Source organism: Pseudomonas sp. P4_C3, from assembly GCF_056402075.1.
Genome location: NZ_JBFUIC010000254.1, coordinates 1 through 6,149, shown reverse-complemented (window position 1 = coordinate 6,149; position 6,149 = coordinate 1). Strand labels below are relative to the sequence as shown.

The following is a 6,149-nucleotide window of genomic DNA, read 5'->3' as shown; positions in this document are numbered from 1 at the left end:
AGCTCGCTCCTACAGGCTTTTCCAAGTGACCCGCCGTCAGGGCGGAACCCTAAGTGGCCGTTACCGCAGCAATGAATATGTACACCAGGAAGAAAATGCTCGGCCGTCAGTTGCCATCGCTGGCAAGTCGGATCGCCGCACCGCAGCTTCTATAGGTATCGATGTTCCCCGGGATTCCGTGAAGAACCTTTTTAATGTCTGCTTTTCAGTCCAGGCGTTCCGGGTAAGTCACCACTAGATACGCCACCGCCTCACTGTCGGCCGGGTTGCGGTAGCGGTGGGGCTGGTCCGCATAGAACAGGATCGAGTCGCCGGTGGAGAGCAGGTAGCGCTCGTCGTTGACGCTGATCTCCAGCACACCCTGAGCCACCACCAGGTTTTCCTGCACGCCCGGGCCATGCCCTTCGGACTGATCCACTCCCAACGGGCTCAGGCGCAGTTCGTAAAACTCCGATTGGCGCGCCACGTCGAACGGAAACAGCGCGCGGCTGACAAAGGCGCCGCTGGCACTGACCAGGCGTTTGCTCTGGCTGGCCGCCAGCACCGCCACCCCTTCGAAGGCCCGATGCTCCAGAAAGGCGGCCACCGACACCTTCAAGCCCTTGGCGATTTTGCACAGCACCTTGATGGACGGCACGCTGCGCCCGGACTCGATCTGCGCCAGCATCGCCCGGCTCACACCACACTGCCGGGCCAGGGCGTCAAGGGAAAGATGACGCTTGCCCCGCAGGCGTTGCAAGTTCTGTGCGACCCGTTCGCAGATCGGGTCTTCTTCCAACGGCTCCTGGTTGTTCAAATTCAGCACGGGTTCGTCGGCGCTCGCCAGAAAGCGCGAGGGTTCTTGCGCATTCACGCGTGACGCGTCTCGCTGGCTTTAGCGGCTTGCACCCACTGAGCGGCCTGCAAACCTGCATTGCGTGCGTACATTTCCCACATGGCCCGCGCCCGTTGCTGAGCCTGTTTGCGTTTGCGGTAGCTGGCGAAGTCGATGACGTTGGCTGTCGGATTCATGGGGCACTTCACTGTGAAGGTAAATGACGGGATGAACTGAAGAGTACCCGGATAGTTATATAACTATAAATACTGATTTTTTATTTATTAATTCTTTTTGGTTATTTTAAATTCAAGCAATTGGACCGAGGTCTGACCCAAGGGACGGAACGGAGCAGCTTAAGCTAATTCCAAAAAGATATTTGTTTGTGCTTTTTAAGATCTATTAGCTTTATAGACCTTAGAAAGTGTGCCGGGAGCTCCTGTGACTATCATTCAATCCTCTTTTGCGACTGCCCGGCCCGAGTCTGCTCCACGACTTCCGAAACCCTGCGACGATCAAGCCAATGAGGATGATGTTGTCCTCGAGCTGCGAAACGTCACCAAAGCTTATCTGCGAAAAAAAGGTTCTTCTGCGCCACCGGCAGTGAGCAATGTCAGCTTGAAGGTGCGTCGGGGCGAGGTCTTGTGCTTGATGGGGACGTCTGGAAGCGGCAAGTCGACGTTGTTGCGTCACATCAACCGCTTGATCGAACCCACGAGTGGTGAAGTCTTGATCGAAGGTCAAGCGATCAGCGGGTTGAGCCACAAGGCTTTACGTGATTTGAGGTCGCGACGCATCGGTATGGTGTTTCAGCATTTTGGTTTGTTACCTCACCGCACAGTGCTGGATAACGTCGCGCTTCCATTGGAGTTGCGCGGCGAACGTGAGTCGATTCGTCACGCGGCAGCCTCCCTGCAGTTGCAGGCGGTAGGGCTGGAAGGTTGGGGTGAGCATTATCCGCATGAGCTCTCCGGCGGCATGCAGCAACGTGTCGGCCTGGCACGGGCCTTGGTGACGGAGCCTGAAATTCTGCTGATGGACGAGCCTTTCAGTGCTCTGGACCCAACCATCCGCCGTGATCTGCAAAGCCATTTCCTTGCACTGGCCCGCGAGCGCGGCATCAGCACCTTGCTAGTCACGCATGATCCGGCCGAAGCCATACGCCTGGCAGACCGAATAGCTGTGCTGCGCCATGGCCGTCTGGTGCAGTTGGGCACTCCAGAACAGTTGCTTGAACATCCCGCTGACGCCGAAGTCGCGGACTTTTTTCGGGATTGCACATCCACACCATCCCCTCTGTACAGCGTGGACAGCGTTAGCTTCAAGGCTCCAGAAAGTGAACTGCGCGAGCAGTCCGCTTCCCCTGGCTTGCGTGGGTGGCAAACTCTTTTGCTGGGGCCGGCGGCCCTGGCGGCGCGGGGTAAGGGCGGATTGTTCTGGCTTACGTTTGCCAGCGAACTCGCGGCATTGGCCGTCCTGGGTCAAGGCATTGCCAATTCATCGTTGTTTGCGGTGCTGGCGGCAGTCGCCGTGTTCGCTGCCAGCCGCTTCACTGCGTTCTCGCTGAGCCGCGCGCCCGTGCGACGAAACGCATCGGGTTGGGTTCTGCCCTTGGTGGTACTGCTGGTCAGTCAGGCCTTGGTGGTCTGGCGAGTCATTACGCCTGACACGACGAATGCGGTGCTGCAGTTCCCGGCCAATCGCCAGGCGCTACTGCTGGCAGCGCAGAGCATTGACGAATTTATCGGTTGGTCTCAGGTCACGTTCGAGGGGGCGTTTATCGGCGTGATCGTTGCCGTTCGCACCGTCATCGAAGGGATTGAAAACCTGCTGGGCTGGCTGCCCTGGACGGTGTCGGCGCTGGCGCTGGTGTTACTGGCCTGGCGTTCGGCTGGCGTCGCGTTGGCGCTGACCAGCAGCGCGGCGTTGTTGTACATCGGCCTGTTCGGCTTCTGGGAGCGAACCATCGCTACGCTGGCGCTGGTCGGTTCGTCGGTACTGATTGCGCTGGTCATCGGTGTGCCCACCGGCATTCTGCTGGCGAAGCGGGCGCTGGTACGACGGCTGCTCACACCTTTGCTGGATGTCATGCAGACGCTGCCAACCTTTGTCTACCTGATTCCTGCCGTGGCGTTCTTCTCGGTGGGCAAGACCCCGGCCGTGATCGCGACGGTGATTTTCGCGCTGGCGCCGATGATCCGTTTGACCTCGTTGGGTATTCAGGAAGTACCGAAGGACGCTGTCGAGGCCGCCGTCGCGCACGGCGCCAGCCCTTGGCAAACCCTGATCAAGGTGCAGCTGCCGCTCGCTCGCCGCTCGCTGTTGCTGGGGATTAACCAGACGATCGTCATGAGCCTGTCGATGGTGGTTGTGGCCGCGCTGATCGGCGCCGGCGGACTGGGTTATGACGTGATGACAGCACTGCGCAATATCAAGGGTGGCGAGGGCATGCTCGCCGGCGTGGCGATTGTCCTGTGCGCGCTGATCCCTGACCGAATCATTCAATCGAGCTTGCGCAAGCAAGATCACCTGCACAACTAACGTGAGACTTGTCATGAAGACACACTTATCGCGCACTGTGGGCGCAGCCGCGCTGCTGGCCTCCCTGATTCTCCCGGCAACCGTGTTGGCCAAGGACAAGATCGTCATTGGCGAGCAGAACTGGACAGGTGCAATCGCCATTCAGAGCATCCTCGCAGAGGTGATCAAAACCCGACTGGACGGCGATGTATCGTACCTGGCCGGGGATGTCGCGGTGCTGTTCAGTGCCGCCGCGAAAGGCGACGGCTCGGTTGATGTGTTGACCGACATCTGGCTGCCCAACCAGTCGGCTGCCTGGGCCAGGTACGTCACGGGCGGCCCCCGTTCACTGGTGCCAAACGTCAAGCCTTATGCGGGCGAACAAGGGTTCTATATCCCCGGGTATTTGCAGGACAAATACGGCGTTAAATCCATCTACGACCTGAAAAAGCCCGAAGTGGCCAAGCTGTTTGAGCCACTGGGTGGCGGCAAGGCTGAGTTGCTGGTGGGGCCGGCGGGCTGGGAGTCGACTTACATTGGCCAGATCAAGGCCAAGGATTACGGGTTTGCCGATAAATTCGAGTCGGTGTCCACGGAAGCTTCGGTGACCTATGCCAAGCTGGCCTCGGCCTACAAGGCGCAACGTGGCGTGGTGTTTTATGCCTACACCCCGGACTGGATCTTCTCGGCCTATGACCYGCGTCGCCTGGAAGAGCCCGCATTCGACGGCTACGCCCAGGACAACAAAAAAGGTGACCCGCTTTACAAGGTCGATGGCTGCTGGAAATTCATCAGCCCGACGGTCGATCCCGACTGGCTGAACAAAAGTCAGATTACCTGTGCCTTCCCGGATGCCAAGGTTCATGTCCTGGCGTCCGCAGCCTTGCAGACACGCGCCCCGAAAATTGCCGAGTTCCTGAAGAATGTCGCCATCGACCCGGCGCAGCTCAATGAGCTGATCCTGAAGATCGAAAAGGAAAAACTGCCGGCTGACGTCGCGGCCAAAGAGTGGGTTCAGGCGAACACCGCCAAGGTTGATCAATGGCTGTCCGCGTCGGCGCCTAAAGTGAGTGCAAGCCAATGAGTCAAGTCTCTTTGCGTTTACTCGATGGCGGTATGGGGCGCGAGCTGAAACGTATCGGGGCGCCGTTTCGTCAGCCTGAATGGTCAGCGCTCGCACTGATCGAGGCACCCGAGTTTGTGCTTCGGGCTCATAGGGCGTTCGTGGATGCCGSTGCCCGGATAATCACCACCAACAGCTACGCGGTTGTGCCTTTTCATATAGGTGAAGAGCGCTTTGCCGCGAAGGGGCGAGTGCTGGCTGAACGGGCTGGGCGGCTCGCTCGTCAGGCGGCGTCTGAGAGTGCCGAGCCGGTGACCGTGGCCGGCTCGTTACCGCCGGCTCTCGGATCCTATCGGCCGGACCTGTTCGATCATCAACGTTCTGTCACGATCCATCGAGAGCTTATTGTTGGGTTGCGGGCGCATGTCGATGTCTGGTTAGCGGAAACTCAGAGTTCTACGGCTGAAGTCAGGGCGGTAGCGGAGGCGCTGGGCGCAGAGCTCAAACCGCTGTGGGTGTCGTTTACGCTTCTGGATGAGGTCAATGAGTCACCGCAACTGCGTTCCACTGAGCCAGTCGGCGAGGCGGTACGCGTGGCGGCCGAGTTGGGTGCGAGAGTCGTGCTGTTCAATTGCAGTCAGCCGGAAGTAATGGCAGCGGCACTGGCCGAAGCCCGAGATGTTCTTGATAGCCTCGACCAGAGCATTGAGCTAGGGGTTTACGCCAACGCATTTCCTCCCGTCAGCACAGAGGCCAAAGCCAATAGTACGTTGCTGGAGATTCGTAGCGATCTGGATCCCGAGTCATACTTGCGTTGGTCCAGATCCTGGGTAGCGGCTGGCGCCAGTATTGTTGGAGGATGCTGTGGCATCGGCCCAGAGCACATCGCGCAGTTGCACCTGCACTTGTTGGCGGACAGTGGGGGCGCTGGAACATGAGCGATCTTCAACAGGAAACACTGGTTGAGCAGGCGACTTTTGGTGCCGGCTGTTTTTGGGGCGCTGAGGCGTCATTCAGGACATTGCCGGACGTGCTCGGAGCTGATGGTGATGGCGATGGCGATGGCGATGGCGATGGCGCTGGGGACATGCCAGCCTCGCGTAGTCATCGTTTGGGAAGGGTTGGTATTCGTCAAATTTGATATTCTTTTAATGAATAAATAAATCGTTATTTATTCTTTTTAATATCAAGGCAAGAGGTGCACTTTGACGGCATGCACATGAGTGCTGATTTGCCCACTCTCAGACAGGTAGCCCACATGACCATCAAAGCCATCAACGTTCGGAACCAATTCAAGGGCGTTATCAAGGAGATTGTGGAAGGTGAAGTAGTTTCTGAAATCGATGTGCAAACCGCGTCCGGCATTGTCACCTCGGTGATTACCACCCGTTCAGTGCGTGATCTCGAACTGAAAATCGGCAGCGAGGTCATTGCCTTCGTCAAATCCACAGAAGTCTCGATCGCCAAGCTCTGAGATTATCGGACTCAGGCTTGAGTAAAAAAAACGCGGCCCCGGCCGCTTTTTTATCGTTCTTGTTTCTTGAATCTTGCAATGACTTTGAGGATTTCATGGCAACTCCCTTCAAGCGTTCAGCGTTGACAGTGTTGGCGGCCTCACTGACTGCGGCGGGTATGTTACTGAGCTCCGGCGTTCACGCCGAAGGCAAAATCAGCATTGCCCAGCAATTTGGTATCGGTTACCTGATATTGGATGTGGTACGGGATCAGCAGCTCATCGAGAAGCATAAGCAT

The 6,149-nt window shown here is 57.8% G+C and carries 8 protein-coding genes and 1 pseudogene; 7 read left to right on the top strand and 2 right to left on the bottom strand.

All coding sequences use genetic code 11. The features are described from left to right. On the top strand, positions 1 to 238 hold a 238-nt coding region (locus AC1DVH_RS24815; protein WP_477756038.1), incomplete at its 5' end, for a hypothetical protein. Here AC1DVH_RS24815 and AC1DVH_RS24810 read toward each other — a convergent pair. Then, complete coding sequence (locus AC1DVH_RS24810; protein ID WP_477756039.1) at positions 206 to 796, bottom strand: helix-turn-helix domain-containing protein; 591 nt, start codon at positions 794 to 796, stop codon at positions 206 to 208. The two genes, AC1DVH_RS24815 and AC1DVH_RS24810, sit on opposite strands and share 33 nt — an antisense overlap. Before the next feature lie 53 nt (positions 797 to 849). Next, entirely contained in the window at positions 850 to 1,011 is a 162-nt protein-coding gene (locus tag AC1DVH_RS24805) for a hypothetical protein (protein WP_414873507.1), read from the bottom strand. A gap of 454 nt (positions 1,012 to 1,465) precedes the next feature. Here AC1DVH_RS24805 and AC1DVH_RS24800 point away from each other — a divergent pair, with 454 nt between their 5' ends. From AC1DVH_RS24800 to AC1DVH_RS24775, 6 genes and pseudogenes are all read left to right on the top strand, one after another. Beyond that, positions 1,466 to 3,355, top strand: a complete 1,890-nt coding sequence (locus tag AC1DVH_RS24800) for an ATP-binding cassette domain-containing protein (protein WP_477756037.1) — start codon at positions 1,466 to 1,468, stop codon at positions 3,353 to 3,355. A 13-nt stretch (positions 3,356 to 3,368) separates the two neighbouring features. Next, a complete protein-coding gene (locus tag AC1DVH_RS24795) occupies positions 3,369 to 4,418 on the top strand; it encodes an ABC transporter substrate-binding protein (protein ID WP_477756036.1) in 1,050 nt (349 codons plus the stop codon). After that, complete coding sequence (locus AC1DVH_RS24790) at positions 4,415 to 5,335, top strand: homocysteine S-methyltransferase family protein (RefSeq protein WP_477756035.1); 921 nt, start codon at positions 4,415 to 4,417, stop codon at positions 5,333 to 5,335. The genes AC1DVH_RS24795 and AC1DVH_RS24790 overlap by 4 nt, the downstream gene beginning before the upstream one ends. Beyond that, the gene (locus AC1DVH_RS24785) at positions 5,332 to 5,538 is read left to right on the top strand and encodes a hypothetical protein (protein WP_477756034.1); all 207 of its coding nucleotides are present in this window, start codon (positions 5,332 to 5,334) and stop codon (positions 5,536 to 5,538) included. The genes AC1DVH_RS24790 and AC1DVH_RS24785 overlap by 4 nt, the downstream gene beginning before the upstream one ends. 117 nt (positions 5,539 to 5,655) lie before the next feature. Then, a complete protein-coding gene (locus AC1DVH_RS24780) occupies positions 5,656 to 5,871 on the top strand; it encodes a TOBE domain-containing protein (protein ID WP_059404251.1) in 216 nt (71 codons plus the stop codon). Positions 5,872 to 5,966: 95 nt separating this feature from the next. Continuing rightward, positions 5,967 to 6,149, top strand: a pseudogene (locus AC1DVH_RS24775) (ABC transporter substrate-binding protein); the annotation flags it as partial.

Bases quoted from the DNA above. Each gene is read 5' to 3' on its own strand.
- AC1DVH_RS24805 (WP_414873507.1), bottom strand. From the start codon at position 1,011: ATGAATCCGACAGCCAACGTCATCGACTTCGCCAGCTACCGCAAACGC.
- AC1DVH_RS24800 (WP_477756037.1), top strand. From the start codon at position 1,466: ATGGGGACGTCTGGAAGCGGCAAGTCGACGTTGTTGCGTCACATCAAC.
- AC1DVH_RS24785 (WP_477756034.1), top strand. From the start codon at position 5,332: ATGAGCGATCTTCAACAGGAAACACTGGTTGAGCAGGCGACTTTTGGT.
- AC1DVH_RS24780 (WP_059404251.1), top strand. From the start codon at position 5,656: ATGACCATCAAAGCCATCAACGTTCGGAACCAATTCAAGGGCGTTATC.